This window comes from Paraburkholderia sp. LEh10 (assembly GCF_017814945.1).
GTDB lineage: Bacteria > Pseudomonadota > Gammaproteobacteria > Burkholderiales > Burkholderiaceae > Paraburkholderia.
Genome location: NZ_JAGIPX010000017.1, coordinates 111,334 through 127,192, shown reverse-complemented (window position 1 = coordinate 127,192; position 15,859 = coordinate 111,334). Strand labels below are relative to the sequence as shown.

Sequence of the window (15,859 nt, the reverse complement as noted above, 5' to 3'; positions counted from 1 at the left end):
CTATTCACAAACGGCGTCTGCGAATACCGTTGCCGCCGCTGTGCCTCTCGCGGCTTTCATGTCCTTCGGCAGTGCATAGCGCACCGTGCAGCTCTGCGTATTGCCGTCGCCCCACTTGATGCGGAACTGGCCTTCAGGCGTCTTCATGTAGAACATCGCGCGGCTGCCCTGGCTCACGGAGCCGACGAGATTGCCGCCGGCGTCGAGCACGTCGGCGCCGAACGGCACCGCGTCGCTGTTCAGACGCCGCACGCGCATCAGCACGGCGCGGCCGCGATCCTCGGTATCGAACTTCAGCCGCACCACAGAACCGGCTGTCGGCGCGAAGTGTTGCTCGGTGGTCTTCAGTTGCACGCCCAACGGCAACCCCTTCGTATCGATCTCCACGTTGTTCAGCGAATAGGGCAGCATGCCTGCCACGGCTGCCTGTCCACGCCCGTTCAGCCGCACGCCCGGCGAAGTGGATATACGCGCGCCCGCGGCATCCTTCGCTTCGATCACCGCATAGGTGTCGCCCGTTTGCGGCGACAGCACGAGGCCGCCCTCATAGCCGACGATCGATCCCGTCGCGCCAAAGCCCGCCTGCGTGTAACCGTTCGCGTAACCTGCATTGGCGCGCAGTTGCGACCATCGCGTGAGATACCCGACGTTTGCATTGAGGCTGTTGCCCGACGTGCTGCCCCATGTGCGGCCCGCCGTGACGCCGTAGTTGACGTCGAAATCCTTGCCGGCCGCGCCGGAGAAGGTCTCCTGAATCTGACTGCTGTTGTCATTCGAGTCATGTGTGAAGCTCGTCTGCGTATTCGCGGCCGTCGAGCCGATGTTGAGCGGAATACTGAGGTTGAGCATGATGCGGTTGTCCCAGCGCGCCGTGTTGGCGTCGAGTTCGCGCGACGCCGACACGCCGACGCCGACCCGGCCAACGTTGGTGTTGTAGCCAAGCTGGAAGGCGGTATCGCGGCCCGTCTTGTTCCAGTAGTTCTGCGTGTAGCCCGACGCGTAGACCGAACCGTACTTGCCGAGATACTGGTTCAGCGTCAGTTGCAGACGGCCTTTCTGGATGCCGTTATTGGTGAAGGCGGTGCCGTGCAGCGCGAGATCGCGCAGCGTCATCGCGTCCTGATAGTCGAGGAAGCCGCTCGTCGAATAGCGATATGCGGCCAGCGTGACGGCTGTGCTGGTCGGCGCGAACGTGCGCGAATAGGAAAGGCGCAAGCTCTGTCCGCTGCGGGTACCGAGGCTATGCAGGTCCGTGTTCGCCTGCGTCACGTCGAAGCCGAACGCGCCTATCGGCGTATCGAGCGCGACGCCGGCTGCCGCGGACACATAGTCCTCGCCGAGTATCGTGCCGCCATAGAGCGTGACGAAGTTGTTCAGACCGCGTTGCACGCCGCCTTCGAACACGAACGGATGCGTCTCCACGCTGGTGTTGCGGTACTGGCCCGCCGAGACGCTATAGCGCCAGCGTCCTTCGCGCAGCGCATTGACGGGTGCTGAATACGGAACGGATGCGATGCGCTGGCTGCCGTCGGCTTCCGTCACGACCACCTGCAGGTCGCCGCCATAGCCCGTCGGGTAGAGATCGTTGATCTCGAACGGTCCGGGCGGCACCGTCGTTTCGTAGATGATGTTGCCGTTCTGCCTGACCTGAACCTTCGCGTTGGTGTTCGCGATGCCGCGCACGGTCGGCGCGTAGCCGCGCTGCGACTCGGGATACATGCGGTCGTCGCTGCCGATCTGCACGCCGCGCACGCCGAACGAATCGAAGATCGTGCCGTCGGTGAACGAGTCGCCCACCGTGAGCTGGCTCTTGATCGGCGCGAATGAGCGTTGCGCGTACGTTTGCATGCTTTGTACGTGCGTGCCGCCGAGCGTCGAGTTCGTGACGTTGCCGTTGTAGCGAAAACGCCATGCGCCGAAATTCGCGCCCGCCGTGAGGCCCAGATAGCTCTGCGTGTTCGCGAAGCCGCTGCCGTTGCTGTGGTAGACGTTCGCGTTGTATTGCAGCACGGCCGCGGGCACGCCGTCGTCCCAGAACTTCGGGTCGACCCAGCCGCGCGCGTTGCGGCTCATCATCGCTTGCGGCACGGTCACGTCGAGGCGTTGCTCGCCCATGTCGAAAGCGGCCGTCGCTTGCGGAATCAGGTCGGGCAGAGGCGCGTCGACATGGCCGGTCGCGGTGCCGAGTCTGGCGAGAACCGTGTCGCCGAGGCGCGTCATATCCACGCCGATACGCTCGAGAAGATCGCGGTCGAACGTCGGACGCACGGGATGGCCGGGGACGTCCAGTTGGCGCAGCGTGACTTCGGCCGTGCCGACCCACACCTGGTTCACGTACAGCGCGGCGCGATAGCGTCCCGGCAGCGCGACGTTGCCTTTGTCGAAGCGGCTGATGTCTGTCTGCGCCGCGCCCGTGCCGTTGAGAAACGACGAGTTGAATTCGACGGATGCGGGCTCTGACTGGGCAGTTGACTGCGTGGCGGCCTGCGAAGCCGTGCTTGCGGCTTCGGACCCGACTGACGGCGTTGCCAGCGTGAGATTGACGCGCGACACGGCCGTGCGCGTACGTGGCGCCATCGGTGCATCCGGGATCGCGGAAGTCGCGGGGACTGTGCCCGTGGCGTTCGGCATGGCGTCGGCAATGACACGACCTCGTGCGGAGGCGTTGGGCGCGTCCGCGGGTGGCGGGACGTCTGCCTGCGCGGCGAGGCTATGGGCGCCGTCTGCCTTCGCATGCGCGGCGGACAACGCGAGCAGCACGGCGACGCTCGCCCGGCTCAGCCTGAAAGGATAGGCGTGTGCTGCTTTGGAGTTTCTTTTCGAATTGCGATCGTTCATATCGAGCCGGATTCGCAGGCAAGACCGGCCCCTGCCGATGCAAGAAGTCATCGGCATCTGAAGCGTCTACCTCGCGGAAATTGCATGTAGCTATGCGGCGAGCACTGACGGTTGTTTCTGTTGACGCTCATTCCAAACGGTTGACGAAACACCGGCATTCGTGCCGGGATTCGTCAGCGCGTGAGCAGCGAGTGACTACTGCAGCGCCGCCTCGTGCTTCATGGGGCCGCCGTAGTCGTTGAGCGTGGTGAACGACACCTTGCCGCCAGCGGCGGGCGATCCGGACAGCGGCAATTCCAACTGGCCGCCGGGGTCCACCATGCCGCCATCGTCGAACCGTGGCGCCTGCTCGCCTTCGCCGACGTGAGCCTCGATGACGGTGACGTGATAGGGCGTCGGATTGGAAACCAGCAGCGCCGGTCGGCCGTTCTGCGCGGCCATGCGCCATGTGAGGTGGTCCGGTGCTTCGTCGGATTTGCCTGCAAGGCCAGCCGGCCGGAAAAAGAACTTGAGCCGCGTACGGAACGCGAGCTGCACGTGGTTCGCTCCCGCCTGTTCCGCAGTCGGCTTGGGCGGTACCTCAAGCACGTTGAACCATAACAGCGTCTCCCGATCCTGCGGCATCGCTTCACCTGTATAGGCGATGCGGATGGTCTGCGATTTGCCCGGATCGATGCGCGCGAGCGGCGGCGTCAACATGAACGGCAGATCGAGCTTGCTCGGGTCGGCCTTCAGGTCGCCCTTGTCGAGCCATATCTGGGTCAGCGCCGGCGATTTGCCGACGTTGGAAAGCTTGAGCGTGACCTCGCTATCGGCGGCGTTGTAGACCACGCGCGTACCGGCGATCACGACCGATGCGTCAGCTGCAAACGGCAACATCGCACCCAGCGCCAACACGCTTGCGGCCAGGGCGCTCGAAACGGTTCTTCGGATACTCATGAACATTCAGTAGAAAACGGGCCTTCGAGAACGGGACGCCGTGCATGTGCGCGACGCCCGTTGCGCGCGGCAAGACGTGTACTGGCAAGTGATCGCTTCGCACCGGCAGCACAGGCTGGGGAGAGGCGATCGTGGACGACTGCGCTGGATTTTCGACGCCATCGACCACGAGCTGCGTCGCCGTGATCGCCCGGCATTTGAATCGTCGTACTTACCAAGTGTGGTGTGCCGCGGATGGCCGAAGATGGGCCAGTGCTTACTGGTAAACCATCGAGTAGGTGACAGTTGTCGTCACGGTGCCGACCGTCGCACCGCCCGCCGGCGAAGCATATTGCGCCGCATACTGCAGGCTGGCATTGCCGCCCGAGATCGCAACCGTCTGTGCGTTCTGTGCGCCATCGGCCTTGCTCACGTTGAGGACTTTTTGCGAGCCGTTGTAGTCGAGCAGCTGAACTTCCACGTTGGTGGCCGTGCCGTTGTTCTTCAGGTTGCCGTCAGCCAATGTGTTGGTGCCGTATTCCCAGAAGGTGTGCACATTGCCCGTCGTCGGCGTGCAGGCGGAAAGGGCGATGTTGAAGCCGGTCGCACCCGCCGTGGAACCCGCAGCCGACAGCGCCGAAGCGGAGAGCGTCGGCAGCGTGACCGTGAAATTGACACCTTGACCATTGCCGCTCACGGTGCAGGTGTTGGCCATCAGTTGACCGTTGATGGTCACCACGCCACCGTTGCTTGTCGGCGTTGCGTGCGCGGCCGTGCCGGCCAGGCTCATTGCTGCAACGATCAGCGGAAATGCGATTTTTTTCATGCTTGATATTCCTGATTAAGGTATGGAGTTTGTGTGCGCGAAGGCATACCGAACCGGCACGGGCGCCGCCGTTGATGACGACCACGGACCACGATTTCGATTGCACGACCTCATCGAATCGAGCCCACCCGGAGTTGTGCGGGAAGCTTAATTTTCGCGGCAGGTCAAGCCCTCCATCCATAGCAAAATTCTTAATGCGTATGACTTTTCTTCTTTTATGCAGAAAAAGAAGGGACATTTCTCAATGTCCTACGCAGTTTGTAGGGCATATTTACCTCCCCACGAAGCTTCTGCTGAATCGAAAGCGCGCGGGACGAACGCGCGGATGCGAAATGAAAGCGCAATAAAAAACGCCGCTCATCGAGCGGCGTTTTCATTTTGGATATCTATCAGTAAGGACTTACTCCGCGCCATTTGTTGTTTCCGTCTTGCGCGGACGGCGGGTACGTGTCGCGGACTTGCGAGAAGGTTTCTTCGCCGCGGGCGCTTCGTCGGCCCCCGCAGGTGCGTGCGACGCTGCCGCGACAGCCTGTGGCCCCTGCGAGGCTTGCGCATCGGCGAACAGCGGCAAGCCGGCATCAGCATTCTCTGCTTCCACGGGCTTCGCTTTCGCATTCTTCGTCTTCTTCGTCGCGGGCTTGCGCGCGCTGCGGCCCTTGCGATGCTTTTCTTCCTGACCGTTGTCCGCGCGCTCGGGCGCAACAACAGGCGGGCCGACCTCAGCCGTTTCCCGGCTCGCGGCATCCTGATCGAAACGCGCTGCCGCAACGGCCGCCTCTTCGATATCGACGATTTCAGCAGCAGCGGGCATCGCCGCCCATTCGTCGCTCGTTTCCTCGACGGCGGGGCGCGGGCTCACGACATCGGGGGGCGCAGCAGCCGCTGCGCCGCTGCGATACACGAACGTGCCGGACTTTTCGTCGCGGCCCACTTCGAGCAGGCCGCGCGATTGCGCCTCTTCGAGCAGATTGCCGAATGCGCGAAAACCGTAGTACGTCTCGTTGAAATCGGGCTTGCGGCGCTTGATCGCGTTCTTCAGCACCGACGCCCAGATCTTGCCGCTGTCGCCGCGCTCGGACGCGAGCGCATCGAACGTCTGCACGGTGAGTTCGATGGCCTTCGTCTTGCGCGTCTCCAGGTCTTCCTTGCGCTTCTCGCCTTCAGACGCGCGTTTCGACGCCTGCTGAGCCGCCTGTTCCGCGGCCTTTGCGGCATCGCGTTTCGCGGCGGCACGCTGGCTCTCGCGCACGAGATCGTCGTAGAAAATGAATTCGTCGCAATTGGCCGTCAGCAGGTCCGACGTCGAGCGCTGCACGCCGACGCCGATTACCTGCTTCGCGTTTTCGCGCAGCTTCGACACGAGCGGCGAAAAATCGGAGTCGCCGCTGATGATGACGAACGTGTTGACGTGCGACTTCGTATAGCAAAGATCGAGCGCATCGACGACAAGCCGGATGTCCGCCGAATTCTTGCCTGACTGCCGCACATGTGGGATTTCGATCAACTCGAAGTTCGCTTCGTGCATCGCGGCCTTGAAGCCCTTGTAGCGGTCCCAGTCGCAGTATGCCTTCTTCACGACGATGCTGCCTTTCAGCAGCAGCCTTTCGAGCACCAGCTTGATATCGAATTTTTCGTATTTCGCATCGCGCACGCCGAGCGCGACGTTTTCGAAATCACAGAACAGCGCCATGCTGACGGTATCCTGGGATGACGCCATATGCTTCTCCAATGAAGTGCAGGCTCGATCGTCTCACACAACGCGGCGTCGATCGAGCGTTTGCTTGCGCTCAGGCGCCGCCGAACGAACCCGTTTCGGCGACGGCGTCGACGAATTCCTCAGTCGAACGCACATAGCCCATGCGCGGAAAAATATGTTCGATCGGGAAGCGGTGCGCGTCGCCCGTCAGGCTGGACATCGCGTCCTCGATGAAGATCAGCTCGTAGCCTTGATCGAACGCCGCTCGCGCCGTCGACTCGACGCCGAAGTTCGTCGCGATGCCCGTGAGCGCGATCGTGCGAATGCCACGGCGGCGCAATTGCTGTTCCAGATCGGTGCCGTAAAACGCGCCCCATTGGCGCTTTGTCACCATCACGTCACCCGCCTGTATGTTGCACTCGGGCACGAGGTCCGATGCGTGCGGCGGCGGTGCGGGCGCATCGCGCGGACGCAGCGGCGCGTCGGCGGGCAGCGACAGCAGTTGCGCGACATCGACGCGCACGAAAACGACCGTGCCGCCCGCTGCACGCAGCGCATCGGCGGCACGCACGGATCGCGCGACGACGTCGGCGGCCGCATGCGGCTCCAGTTGCCGCGCGACGTTGCTTTGCTGCAGATCGATCAGCACGAGTGCGGTGCTGCGCGGATCGATGGAAAGAGCTTGCGCCATGTGTCACCTATATGTGAGGATGTCCTCATATCATGATAGTCGATGCACATGAGTCTGGCCTCAGATAATCCGAAAGTGCGGCGCGTTCCTCAACAGCAGCGCGCGGCAAAGCGCGTCGATGCGCTGCTCGACGCGGCAGGCGAAGTGATCGCCGAGCGCGGCTTCGACGGCGCGACGATGACGGCGATCGCCGAACGCGCGGGCACGTCGATCGGCGCGGTCTATCAGTACTTCCCTAACAAGGATGCGCTCGTTTTCGCGCTGCGCACACGCTACGGCAATGAAATGGACGCGCAATGGAGCGCGCTGGGAGAAGCCGCGCGGCAATGGGACGTCGCTGAACTCGTCGAGCGCCTGTTCGCGCTGCTGGTCGATTTCATGGCGGCGCGACCCGCGTATCTGCCGCTGCTCTCCGTGTCGCTGAACTTCCGGCGCGACGCGGCCGCGCGCAACCGCTTGCGCGGCAAGTTTGCCGAACTGTTTCAACGCCACAGTCCCGCGCTTTCCGACGACGACGCATTTCGCGTCGCCGAGGTCACGTTGCAGGTCGTCAAGAGTCTGAGTCCGCTCTATGCGGCGGCCAGGCCAAAAGAGCGCAAGGCGCTCGTCGACGAGTACAAGACGGTGGTTTCGTCCTATCTCGCCGCGCGGCTGGACTGACGCACGAGGGGATCACATCGCGCTGTGCAGCGCATCGGAAGAGGGCACGCGCGTCGCGAGCACATCGTCGATCAGACCATAAGCCTTCGCGGCATCCGCTGACATGAAGTTGTCACGATCGGTGTCCTTCCCGATCTGCGCGATGCTTTGGCCCGTGCGCTGCGCAAGCTCGGCATTCAGGCGCTCGCGCAGATACAGCACTTCCTTCGCCTGAATCTCGATATCGGAGGCCGTGCCCTGACTGCCACCCGACGGCTGATGAATCATGATGCGTGCGTTCGGTAACGCGTAGCGCTTGCCGCGCGCGCCTGCCGCGAGCAGGAACGTGCCCATGCTCGCGGCAAAGCCCGTGCAGAGCGTCGACACATCGGGCTTGATGAACTGCATCGTGTCGAAGATCGCAAGGCCGTCGTAGACAGAGCCGCCCGGCGAGTTGATGTAAAAAGAAATATCCTTGTCGGGGTTCTCCGATTCGAGAAACAGCAGTTGCGCGACGATCAGGCTCGCCGACTGCTCGTTGACGGCCCCGACCAGAAACACGATGCGTTCGCGCAAGAGGCGCGAGTAGATGTCGTAGGCGCGCTCGCCGCGGCTCGATTGCTCGATGACGGTCGGCACGAGATTGAGCCCGGAGTATGCGGGTGCAGGGAAATGACGGTGCATGCGTTCCTCGCTGATCCACTGAAAGGCCCGCGCAAGGCGGGTTCCAGTCGCAAGACGCGAGGGCGGGGGCGCGTGTGACAGCAAAATTTTTGCGCCGGCGTGTCACATCGCGGGCGGTGCGGCCGTCTATACCCGATAGAACGTGACCACGCGACAGGAGCGGCATGCATGGACCAGACAGACAAAAGGAAGTCAGCGAAGCCGGCGGATTTCGAAGCGGCGCGCGCGAAGCTCTTCGCGCTCGCGTACCGGATGCTCGGCAGCCGCGCGGAAGCGGAAGACATCGTGCAGGACGCCTGGCTCAAATGGCATGCCGCCGACGCGAGCGAGCTGCGTTCATCGGCCGCGTGGCTCACGACTGTCACGACGCATCTCGCGATCGACCGCCTGCGTCATCTGCGGACCGAGCGTGCGACGCGCTCGAACGGCTGGATGCCCGATCCGTGGGTCGAAGGTCTCGCGCCGTCGGCGGAAGATCTGGCGTTGCAGTCCGTGCAGATGTCATATGGCGTGATGCTGCTGCTCGAACGGTTGAAGCCAGAGGAACGCGCCGCATTCGTGCTGCACGAGGCATTCGATTGCGACTACGTGCAAATCGCGGAGATCCTCGCGAAGACGCCCGCCAACTGCCGGCAGATGGTGCATCGCGCGAAGGCGCGTTTGCAGCGCGAAGGCGTGCCGGCGAGGCGCGCCGATCCCGCCGCGCATGCGCGCGTCGTCGAGCGCTTGCGCGCGGCGCTGGAGGCGCAGGATCGCGCGGGCCTCGTGCGGCTCTTTTGCGATGTGCCGAGCGTGATCAGCGACGCGCCCGAAACGGTCGATGCCGTCGCGACGGCGGACGGGGCGGCGGCCACGCTGTCGCTGCGCGGACGCGGCAAGCAGATGGAAACACTGTCGATGAACGGCGTGAGCGCCGTGGCATTGATGCGCGACGGCGAAATCGACGCGCTGCTCGATATCTCGATCGGCGAGCACGAGCGCATCGTCGCGTTGCGCATCGTGACGGGCGCAATGCGGCTCGCGCCCGCGACACGCGTATTCGGACGCGCGGCCGTGATGCGTCTGCTGCGGCCCGTCATCAGCCCGCCCGCGTCAGTTACGATGCGCGGCCACTTCCCAGTTGATATCGACGCATAGCACCTGCAAGCCGCGCGCGGTCTCCGCCGCGATCGAGGCGGTCACGCACAGGTGCGCCTCGTTGATCGACAGATACGGCGGCGTCAGATGCACCTGGCCCGGCGCGCGCACCGCCTGGATGAAGTACGGTCGACGCTCCCAGCTTGCGCCCTCCGAATGCAAGAGCGGCCGGAAGCGCTTCGCACGCTGCGATGCGCGGCCCGGCGGCAGCACGTTGTCGCCGATCTGACGGCCCGATCCGTCGAGCAGAAAGCAGCGCGCCGTTTCGCGCAGCGCGAGCAGCGGCGCGGTCGCGTCGGCGATCGTCTCGCCTTCGACGAGATGCGCGCTGGCCATCTCCAGCGCGGTGACGAACGGCGCGAGCCGCTCGGACTGCGCGCGTTCGCGTGCGGCGACGCGCTGGCGCAGCGCCGCCGACAACCCGTCCATCAACTTGACCGTCGCCTGGCGCGCGACGGGCTCGACGCTCGGCGCCGCGAAGAACGTGCCCTGCACGAAATCGACATTGCATTCGAGCGCGATCAGCGCATCGCGCTCCGTCGTGAGGCCGCCCATCAGCACGAGCTGTCCCGATTCATGCAGCATCGACACGATGCCGGGCAGCACGCGTTCGATATGCGAATGCTCGTTGGCCTGCGCGAGGATGCAGCGGTCGAGCGTGACGATATCGGGCCGCAGATTCCACACGCGGTCGATGTTCGAATGCTTCGCGCCGAAGCCATCGAGCGCGATCAGGAAGCCGGACTTGCGCAGCGCATCGATGATTGCTGCGAAGCGTGTCGTCTCGCCGCCCGAATGCTCGGAGACTTCGAGCACCACGCGCTGCGGCGGCAGGCCGAGCGCCTTCAGGCCAGCGAGCAGCGCGTCGCCGTAGCTCGTGTCCATCAGCGCGGCGGGATGCAGGCTCAGGAAGAGCCACTCGTCGTGACTGTCGAACGCATTGAAGTTGCCCAGATGCAGCGATTCCGCGAGGCGTCCTAGTTCGAGCAGATCGCCGCGCCGCGCGGCTTGCGTGAAGACTTCGGCTGACGGGACCTGCGTGCCGTTCTCGTCGTGCGCGCGCAGCGACGCGTGATAGCCGATCGCGCGGCGATGCGAAACCGAGAAAACCGGCTGAAACACGCTGAAAACCGTGTAGCCGCCATACCGGACAGTGCGGCGCGAGCCTTCATCTCCCGCAATGGGGCGCGGGGCCTGGAAGCCGGGAGGATCGAGTTCGATCATGCTCATCGTGTCTGTCATCGGTTGGGAAGCAAGGCGCGTCGCGCATTCCGCGCGAACTGTTCAAGTTTACAGGATAGACCCAGCAAGAAACATGCTCATGACGAAACGACGCACGTTTCGCCGAAGGCCGCGCGCAGCGCTTTGGCGCTGGCGCTGTGGTCTCCGCTGTGGTCTCCGCTGTCGTCTCGATTGTGCGCCGCAAACGCCGCACCTGTCATGCGCGCGGCGGGCATCCGCGCGGAGGCCAGGCGCACATCGTTGGTGCGATGCGCGCCCCGTTAAGGTTCGTGCGAGGCGCGCTCCATCGCCGTGGTTCATGTGCGCTCTTGCGGATCGGTGCGCTTTGCGGGCTGGCGTATGTCGGGCGACAACTGCGCGAAGATCCACGACGTCGCCGCCGTAATCAGGCCGACACACAGGAAGGTCGCATGAAACGCGGGCAGTGTGTTCGCCGCCGTGACGCGCGGCATGAGGCCCGTGAACGCCGTGAGCAATGCGCCCGCGACCGTGACGCCGAGGCTCATCGCGAGCATCTGGACGAGCGAGAACAGGCTGTTGCCGCTGCTTGCGCCGCCTGTGCCGAGGTCTTTGAGCGTCAGCGTGTTCATCGCGGTGAACTGCATCGAGTTGACGCCGCCGAAGAACGCAAGCTGCACGAGGCGCAGCCACAGCGGCTGATGTGCGTTCGTCAGCGAGAAGCTCGCCATCGCGAGACCGACGAGCACTGTGTTCGACATGAGTACGCGGCGATATCCGTACTTCATGATCAGACGCGTGACGAGCCGTTTGGACGACATGCCCGCCGCGGCCACGGGCAGCATCATCAGCCCGGCTTCGAACGCGCTATAACCCAGGCTCACCTGCAGCAGCAGCGGAATCAGATACGGCATCGCGCCGCTGCCGATGCGCGCGAACAGGTTGCCGAGCAGGCCGACGCTGAACGTGTGAATCTTGAAGAGATCGAGCGAGAAGATCGGGTTGGCCGCGCGCACCGCATGCAATCCGTAGGCGACGAAGCAGCCGAGTGAAAGAATCAGCAGCATCAGCACGGTGGCGTGCTGGATCGAGAACTCGGTGCGGCCGTCGAGCGCCATCGAGATCGACACCATCCCGACGATCAGCAGCAGATAGCCTTTGATGTCGAACTTCGCCGTGTCGGGATTGCGGCTGTCCGGCATGAAGACGACCGTCGCGATCAGGCCCGCGATGCCGACGGGCACGTTGATGAGGAAGATCCAGTGCCACGACGCGATCTTCACGATCCAGCCGCCGAGTGTCGGTCCGATCAGCGGACCGATCAGGCCGGGAATCGCGACGAACGAGAGCGCGGGCAGATAGCGTTCGGCGGGAAAGATGCGCAGCACGGCGAGCCGGCCGACGGGCAGCAGCATCGCGCCGCCCACGCCCTGCAGCACGCGGTAGATCACCAGCTGCGTGAGCGTGTGTGCGTTCGCGCACAGCAGCGAGCCGACCGTGAAGATCAGGATCGCGCTCATGAACACGCGCCGCGTGCCGAGCTTGTCCGCGAGCCAGCCGGAGACGGGAATCATCACGGCCATCGTCAGCGAATACGCGATCACGACTGATTGCATCCGCAACGGCAGTTCGCCGAGGCTCGTCGCCATCGCGGGCAGCGCGGTGTTGACGATGGTCGAATCGAGCGTCTGCATGAAGAAGCCCGTCGCGACGATCCATAGCATGACCGTCAGCGAGCGGGCAGTGGGGGCGGTTCTCGCGGTATGACGGGCGGCGGCGGATGCAGATTCGGTCGGTTCGGACATGAAGGCAGGGCCGGGGCGGGCTTCGAAAAGTGCCCACATTCTAAGGAAAAAGCACCGCGCGAGTGTGTCAGCACGCGGACAGCAAACGCCGCGCCCAGCGGCCCGTCACGGCTTCAGTTGCACCGCTTTCTCGAAGAACGCTCGCGCGCGCGGATCGTTCGCGAAGGCGGCATTGATGCGGATCCACGGGCTCGGCTCCGCGTTCGGGCGGAAATAGCGGCCGGGCGCGACCGTCACGCCGAGCGGTGCGCCGCATTCGACGAGCCGCTCGGCATTCTCGACATGCGGCACGCGCGCCCACACGAACTTGCCGCCGAGCGGATTCTCGAACACCTGCCAGCCGCTCATCTCCAGCGTCTGCACGGCCGAGCCGAGCGCTTCGCGCATGCGCCGGCGCAACCGTTCGAGATGCTTGCGGTACATCCCGCGTTCGAGCAGCGCGACGGTTACGGCTTCCGCGAAGCGCGAGCCGCCGATGCTCGTCAGCATCTTGATGTCCGCGAGATCCTTGATGGTTGCGTGATCCGCGATCACGTAGCCGATGCGCAGCGACGACGATAGTGTCTTCGACAACCCGCCGACGTAGATCACATGCTCGAGCTGGTCGAGTGTCGCGAGGCGGTCGGTCGGTTCCGACTGGAAGTCCGCATAGATGTCGTCTTCGAGAATCTTGAAGCCGTGTTCGCGCGCGAGCTGCAGCAGGCGGAACGAGACGGGCGGCGCGATCGTCGTGCCCGTCGGGTTGTGGAACACGGAGTTGATGAAGACGAGCTTCGGCCGGTGCTGCTGCAACTGCATTTGCATTGCATCGAGATCGGGGCCCGTGCGCGTGCGCGGAATTCCCACGAGATTCACGCCATGCAGCTTCAGCAAGCCGTTGAAATTGTAGTAGCCGGGGTCTTCGACGAAGATTGTGTCGCCGGGCTTGAGCAGATAGCGCATCAGCAGGTCCATCGCCTGGCTCGCGCCGATCGTGATCAGGATCTGCGACGCTTGCGCTTCGATGCCGAGCTGTGCGACGCGGCCTTGCAGATGTTCGCGCAGCGTCGCGTTGCCGAGCGGCGTCGCGTAATCGATCAGGCTCGCGCCGTCGGTGCGCGATACGTGGCGGACCGCCTGCGCGAGACTGTCCATGTCGCGCCACGCTTCGGGGATGAAGCCGCTGCCGAGCTTCAGCGATTCGCCGGGATGATTGAACTGCTGGAGGATATGTCCCGATTCTTCTTCGGCGCGGCGCGGGTCGGAGGCGCCCTGGCAGCTCATTGCCGCACGATGGCGTTCTGCCACGTAAAAGCCGGAGCCTGGCCGCGAATCCAGATAGCCGAGCGATACGAGCCGGTCATAGGCCTCGATCACCGGGAAGCGGCTGATGTCGTTGTCGGAGGCGAACTGGCGGATCGACGGCAGCTTCGCGCCGGGGTGCGCGGTGCGCGAGCGTATCCATTCCTGCACGCCGCTCACAATCTGCTCGGTGAGCGGCACGCCGTTTTCGCGGTTCAGGTCGATGTCGAGCTTCATGGCGTGTCTTCCTCGCTGCGTCTTGCGTTGCGCGTCGGTCCCGTCTGTCACGGTCGGAGCGCCAGCAACTGTCAGCTTTTCTGACTGTACAGTTCTTTTGAAACTGTTCAGCACTGTGCATGTGACAGAGATCATCGCACGCCAATAATGGATGCAAGCGATAAAGCACTTCAAGGAGCAAGCGATGCGTGAAATCCGTACTTTTGAACTCGAACACGGCGAGCCGGCGAGCGCCTGGCGGGTCGCGCAGCCGCTCACCGTGAACGTGCTGGCAGGGGAACTCTGGCTCACCGTCGAAGGCGACGCCGAAGACTACTGGCTCGCCGCGGGTGAATCCTTCGAACTGAAGCGAGGCGCGATCGCGTGGCTGAGCGCCGGGCAAGACGGCGCGCGGCTTTCGCTGGCCGTCACGGGCGGCGCGAGCACGGAAGTGCGCGTGCAAAGGCAATACACGCCCCGCTGGACGTGGATGCCGCGCTGGCTGCTTGCGGCGTGAAGTGCGCGTCTGGTCTGCGCGCTCCAGTTGTCCGCCGCTCGGTCGGCGTCCGTCGGCTGGCTTCCATCAGTTGGCTTCCATCAGCCGGCTTCATAAGCGCCGACGTACCGGGCGCGCGGGCGGATCAGGCGGCCGTCGTTCGTCTGCTCGATCGCATGCGCGATCCAGCCCGTCACGCGGCCCACGGCGAAAAGCGTGAAGGCCGCGCCGACGGGCAGGCCGAGCACGCGCTCGATCGCGGCAAGCGCGAAATCGACCGTCGGCGCGGCGTCTGTCGTGTTGCGCACGGCGCGCGCGAGCCTCTGAACTTCCGCGAGCGGCGAGCGGGCGGGCGCGCATTCGTCGAGCAGATCGAGCAACAGCCGCGCGCGCGGATCGCCGTTCGGATACAACGGGTGCCCAAAGCCCGATAGCGCCGGGCCTGCCGCGCCGTCCCCGTCATGCGCGAGCCGTGTCGCCAGATAGCGATCGAGATCGGCGGCGCGCGCGGCTTCGTCGAACAACGCGGCCACGCGCGCCGTTTCCCCGCCATGCCTCGGCCCCGACAGCGCGGCGAGCCCGCCCGCGACGGCGCCGAACAGATGCGTTCCCGTCGACGTGATGCAGCGCACCGTGAACGTCGACGCATTCAGCTCGTGATCGGCGCACGCGACGAGCGCCGCGCGCAGCAGATTGATCTGCGCGCGATTGCGCACGCCCCATGCGCCGGCGAGCTGCTTGTGCAGCGGTTCGTTCGATGGCGGCGCGGAAATCATCGCGCCCGCCAGCAGGCGCATCAGCGCGCAGGCATTATCGAGTTGCGCGTCCCGGCCGAGCGCCCAGACGCGCGGCATCTGCGCGGCGGCGGCAGGCAGCAGCACGAGTGCGCGGTCGAGCGGCGCGCTGTCGCTCCACAGCTTGAGCCACGCCGACCATTGCGCGGCGGCAAGGGGCGCGGCGGGCGCATCGGCAATGCGCCGCGCGCTGCATTCCCACAGCAGCGCCGCCACTTCTTCCAGCGTGGCCGTGCGCGCCAGTTCGACGGCATCGCGGCCGCGGTACAGCAGCTTGCCGTCGGCGATCAGCGTAATCGACGATTCGAGCACGGGCACGCCCCAATCCAGCACCTTCTGCGCGACTTTGCCCGCGCGCTTGCCGTCCTCCTTGCGGCGCGCGAGACGCCGCACTTCGTCGGCGTCGTACAGACGCCGCTTGCTGTTCGCATCCGGCGCCGAACGCAGCATGCCCCGGCTGACATACGCATAGAGCGTCGTGACGCTGATGCCGAGCATCGTGGCGGCTTCGTCGGCGGACAGATAACGCGGGGCGGGCATCGGATTGGACATGGCGGAGCGCGAAAGCCAAACAAATCGATATATATTGATTATATGAATCAAGATTGATCATGGCGAGGCGCAAATCTAGACTGGTT

The 15,859-nt window shown here is 64.5% G+C and carries 13 protein-coding genes; 3 read left to right on the top strand and 10 right to left on the bottom strand.

What is annotated here, in order from left to right; genetic code table 11:
* The 5 genes from J8I87_RS16665 to J8I87_RS16645 form a co-directional block, all read right to left on the bottom strand.
* Complete coding sequence (locus J8I87_RS16665) at positions 1-2,577, bottom strand: fimbria/pilus outer membrane usher protein (RefSeq protein WP_245253977.1); 2,577 nt, start codon at positions 2,575-2,577, stop codon at positions 1-3.
* Between the two features lie 456 nt (positions 2,578-3,033).
* Positions 3,034-3,777, bottom strand: a complete 744-nt coding sequence (locus J8I87_RS16660) for a fimbria/pilus periplasmic chaperone (protein ID WP_209932604.1) — start codon at positions 3,775-3,777, stop codon at positions 3,034-3,036.
* Positions 3,778-4,033: 256 nt separating this feature from the next.
* A complete protein-coding gene (locus J8I87_RS16655) occupies positions 4,034-4,546 on the bottom strand; it encodes a fimbrial protein (protein ID WP_245253976.1) in 513 nt (170 codons plus the stop codon).
* A 436-nt stretch (positions 4,547-4,982) separates the two neighbouring features.
* A complete protein-coding gene (locus J8I87_RS16650) occupies positions 4,983-6,299 on the bottom strand; it encodes an NYN domain-containing protein (protein ID WP_209932600.1) in 1,317 nt (438 codons plus the stop codon).
* Between the two features lie 70 nt (positions 6,300-6,369).
* Complete coding sequence (locus tag J8I87_RS16645; RefSeq protein WP_209932598.1) at positions 6,370-6,969, bottom strand: isochorismatase family protein; 600 nt, start codon at positions 6,967-6,969, stop codon at positions 6,370-6,372.
* 48 nt (positions 6,970-7,017) lie between these two features.
* Between J8I87_RS16645 and J8I87_RS16640 the strand changes: the two genes are divergently transcribed.
* Positions 7,018-7,629, top strand: a complete 612-nt coding sequence (locus tag J8I87_RS16640; protein WP_209932596.1) for a TetR/AcrR family transcriptional regulator — start codon at positions 7,018-7,020, stop codon at positions 7,627-7,629.
* 12 nt (positions 7,630-7,641) lie between these two features.
* Here the strand turns inward: J8I87_RS16640 and clpP are convergent, their stop codons facing one another.
* Positions 7,642-8,292 carry an ATP-dependent Clp endopeptidase proteolytic subunit ClpP gene (gene clpP, locus J8I87_RS16635; protein WP_209932594.1) on the bottom strand — a complete coding sequence of 217 codons (651 nt, stop codon included), beginning with the start codon at positions 8,290-8,292 and terminating at the stop codon, positions 7,642-7,644.
* A 168-nt stretch (positions 8,293-8,460) separates the two neighbouring features.
* Here clpP and J8I87_RS16630 point away from each other — a divergent pair, with 168 nt between their 5' ends.
* Complete coding sequence (locus J8I87_RS16630; RefSeq protein ID WP_209932593.1) at positions 8,461-9,429, top strand: sigma-70 family RNA polymerase sigma factor; 969 nt, start codon at positions 8,461-8,463, stop codon at positions 9,427-9,429.
* Here J8I87_RS16630 and J8I87_RS16625 read toward each other — a convergent pair.
* From J8I87_RS16625 to J8I87_RS16615, 3 genes are all read right to left on the bottom strand, one after another.
* Positions 9,385-10,659 (bottom strand): EAL domain-containing protein, encoded by a 1,275-nt coding sequence (locus J8I87_RS16625; RefSeq protein WP_209932592.1) that lies wholly within the window; start codon positions 10,657-10,659, stop codon positions 9,385-9,387. The two genes, J8I87_RS16630 and J8I87_RS16625, sit on opposite strands and share 45 nt — an antisense overlap.
* Before the next feature lie 308 nt (positions 10,660-10,967).
* Positions 10,968-12,434: a multidrug transporter subunit MdtD gene (gene mdtD / locus J8I87_RS16620; protein ID WP_280923078.1), complete on the bottom strand. Its 1,467-nt coding sequence runs from the start codon at positions 12,432-12,434 to the stop codon at positions 10,968-10,970.
* 105 nt (positions 12,435-12,539) lie between these two features.
* Complete coding sequence (locus tag J8I87_RS16615) at positions 12,540-13,952, bottom strand: PLP-dependent aminotransferase family protein (RefSeq protein WP_209932591.1); 1,413 nt, start codon at positions 13,950-13,952, stop codon at positions 12,540-12,542.
* A gap of 184 nt (positions 13,953-14,136) precedes the next feature.
* Here J8I87_RS16615 and J8I87_RS16610 point away from each other — a divergent pair, with 184 nt between their 5' ends.
* Entirely contained in the window at positions 14,137-14,448 is a 312-nt protein-coding gene (locus J8I87_RS16610) for a DUF2917 domain-containing protein (RefSeq protein WP_209932590.1), read from the top strand.
* 80 nt (positions 14,449-14,528) lie between these two features.
* Here J8I87_RS16610 and J8I87_RS16605 read toward each other — a convergent pair whose 3' ends face one another.
* Complete coding sequence (locus J8I87_RS16605; protein WP_409518763.1) at positions 14,529-15,773, bottom strand: citrate synthase family protein; 1,245 nt, start codon at positions 15,771-15,773, stop codon at positions 14,529-14,531.
* Between the last annotated feature and the right edge of the window lie 86 nt (positions 15,774-15,859).

Excerpts from the sequence above, each read along its gene's own strand:
- J8I87_RS16665 (WP_245253977.1), bottom strand. The coding sequence starts at position 2,577 with ATGGCGCCACGTACGCGCACGGCCGTGTCGCGCGTCAATCTCACGCTG.
- J8I87_RS16660 (WP_209932604.1), bottom strand. The coding sequence starts at position 3,777 with ATGAGTATCCGAAGAACCGTTTCGAGCGCCCTGGCCGCAAGCGTGTTG.
- J8I87_RS16655 (WP_245253976.1), bottom strand. The coding sequence starts at position 4,546 with ATGAGCCTGGCCGGCACGGCCGCGCACGCAACGCCGACAAGCAACGGT.
- J8I87_RS16650 (WP_209932600.1), bottom strand. The coding sequence starts at position 6,299 with ATGGCGTCATCCCAGGATACCGTCAGCATGGCGCTGTTCTGTGATTTC.
- J8I87_RS16645 (WP_209932598.1), bottom strand. The coding sequence starts at position 6,969 with ATGGCGCAAGCTCTTTCCATCGATCCGCGCAGCACCGCACTCGTGCTG.
- J8I87_RS16640 (WP_209932596.1), top strand. The coding sequence starts at position 7,018 with ATGAGTCTGGCCTCAGATAATCCGAAAGTGCGGCGCGTTCCTCAACAG.
- clpP (WP_209932594.1), bottom strand. The coding sequence starts at position 8,292 with ATGCACCGTCATTTCCCTGCACCCGCATACTCCGGGCTCAATCTCGTG.
- J8I87_RS16630 (WP_209932593.1), top strand. The coding sequence starts at position 8,461 with ATGGACCAGACAGACAAAAGGAAGTCAGCGAAGCCGGCGGATTTCGAA.
- J8I87_RS16625 (WP_209932592.1), bottom strand. The coding sequence starts at position 10,659 with ATGAGCATGATCGAACTCGATCCTCCCGGCTTCCAGGCCCCGCGCCCC.
- mdtD (WP_280923078.1), bottom strand. The coding sequence starts at position 12,434 with ATGTCCGAACCGACCGAATCTGCATCCGCCGCCGCCCGTCATACCGCG.
- J8I87_RS16615 (WP_209932591.1), bottom strand. The coding sequence starts at position 13,952 with ATGAAGCTCGACATCGACCTGAACCGCGAAAACGGCGTGCCGCTCACC.
- J8I87_RS16610 (WP_209932590.1), top strand. The coding sequence starts at position 14,137 with ATGCGTGAAATCCGTACTTTTGAACTCGAACACGGCGAGCCGGCGAGC.
- J8I87_RS16605 (WP_409518763.1), bottom strand. The coding sequence starts at position 15,773 with ATGTCCAATCCGATGCCCGCCCCGCGTTATCTGTCCGCCGACGAAGCC.